The organism is Pseudomonas sp., assembly GCF_049590575.1.
Classification (GTDB): domain Bacteria; phylum Pseudomonadota; class Gammaproteobacteria; order Pseudomonadales; family Pseudomonadaceae; genus Aquipseudomonas.
Genome location: NZ_JBAWDE010000337.1, coordinates 1 through 1,926, shown reverse-complemented (window position 1 = coordinate 1,926; position 1,926 = coordinate 1). Strand labels below are relative to the sequence as shown.

General features: G+C 62.4%; 3 protein-coding genes. All 3 read left to right on the top strand.

Annotated features, from left to right (window positions below; genetic code table 11):
• Window positions 1-518 (top strand): polysaccharide biosynthesis C-terminal domain-containing protein (locus WBR57_RS23325; protein WP_424087052.1); only part of this gene is annotated, 518 nt, incomplete at its 5' end.
• Window positions 519-1,547 (top strand): dehydrogenase, encoded by a 1,029-nt coding sequence (locus WBR57_RS23320; protein WP_424087050.1) that lies wholly within the window; start codon window positions 519-521, stop codon window positions 1,545-1,547. It abuts the gene before it with no gap.
• Window positions 1,532-1,926, top strand: a 395-nt coding sequence (locus tag WBR57_RS23315; protein WP_424087048.1) for an SIS domain-containing protein, incomplete at its 3' end; no start/stop codon positions are given. The genes WBR57_RS23320 and WBR57_RS23315, both read left to right, overlap by 16 nt.

The following is a 1,926-nucleotide window of genomic DNA, read 5'->3' as shown; positions in this document are numbered from 1 at the left end:
TTCTGCTCAACATGCTGCTGCGCCACTGGACTCTTACGGTCGGCTACACCGCTTTCTGCTTTGGCCACGAGAAGAGGTTGGCGATTTGCGCGTTTCTGGACGGCCTGGTGACCGCCAGCACGATGCTGCTGCTAATCAAGCACTTCGGGTATATCGGCGTCGTCGCCGGATCCATTGCGGGCGTTTGCCTGACCACGCTGCCCGCCAACATGGTGATTGTGTCGCGCGAGCTGCAACTTTCCGTCTACCATATGTTCGCGCCGTTCTGGCCGTGGTGCTGGCGCTGCGCCTTGGTAGTGGCCGGTTGTGCCGTGTGGGCCAGAACCTGGACACCGGTGTCCCCGCTGCAGATGGTGGTGGTGGGCGCCGTGATCGTAGTAGTGTATTGCGCGGTGCTGCTGCGTCCGATCCTGGCGTCGCCGTTAGGACCTTACCTTAGGGACGCAGCCAGCGGCGTCCGGCTCCGCTATCCCAAGCTGATGGATGCCATCCTCAGTGTTGAAAAGGCGCGGCCCTAGATGATTGTTCGCGCGCGTGCGCCCTTGCGCCTGGGCTTCGGTGGCGGCGGATCGGATCTGTCCCCGTTCTGCGACCAGCATGGCGGGTACGTGCTGAATGCGACCATCAATATGTTTGTGTACGCCGTTCTGGAGTTGCGCGAGCAAGGCCCGGTTCGCTTTGTCGCCGCGGACCGCCAGGAATGCGTCGAGCTGGAACCCACCTGCGATATGCCGCTGGAAGGAACGCTCTCGTTGCACAAGAGCGTGTATTGCCGGATTATGCGGGACTTCAACGGCGGCCATGCGCTTCCGGTCACGCTGACCACCTATTCGGACGTCGCGGCGGGCTCCGGGCTGGGATCGTCGTCCACTCTGGTGGTGGCCATGGTGGAGGCTTTCAAGGAGCTTCTGGCGTTGCCCTTGGGCGAGTATGACGTAGCTCAACTGGCTTACCGGATCGAGCGGCTGGACGTGAAGATGGTAGGCGGCCGGCAGGATCAGTACGCGGCGACTTTTGGCGGCTTCAATTTTATGGAGTTCGGCGTCGGCGATCGCGTGGTGGTGAATCCCCTGCGCATCAACCGCAATACCGTGAATGAACTGGAGGCATCGCTGGTGGTGTGCAATACCGGCATGCCGCGCGATTCCGACGGCATCATCCAGGCGCAAGCCTCCAACGTCAAACAGGGAGATCAACAATCGCTCGATGCGACCCACCGGCTGAAGCAGGAGGCGGTGTCGATGAAGGAGGCCTTGCTCAAAGGCAACATCCCCCGTTTCGCGGAGGTGCTGGAGCAGGGCTGGCTGAGCAAGAAGAAAACCGCCACCGGAGTCAGCAACCCGGACCTGGAGCGCGTCTATCAGGCGGCAATGGACGGCGGCGCGTATTCGGGCAAAGTTTCCGGCGCCGGAGGTGGGGGATTCATGATGTTCGTGGTAGATCCGGCGCGGCGTCCCGACGTGTTCCGGGCGCTGCGCTGTCAAAACGTGCAACCGTTGACGGTGCACTTTACCGAACACGGCGCGCTCGCATGGAGGCTGAAGTGAAGCAATATATTCAGGAAGAAATCTCAAAATCGCTGGCGACGCTGGAACTTCTGGCGGCGGACGAGCAGATTACCGCCGCGGTGGAGCAGATCGCGCAGTCCTGCTGCGCCGCCCTTCGCGCCGGACACAAGATTCTTTTCGCCGGCAACGGCGGCAGCGCCGCGGACGCCCAGCACCTGGCCGGGGAACTGGTCAGCCGGTTCAATTTCGACCGGCCGGGTTTAGCCGCGTTCGCGTTGACTACCGACACCTCGGTGTTGACCGCGGTCGGCAACGACTATGGCTACGACTTCGTGTTCGAGCGCCAGGTCCGGGGCCTCGGCCGGTCGGGCGACGTGTTCATCGCCATCTCGACCTCGGGCAAGTCTCCCAACGTGAT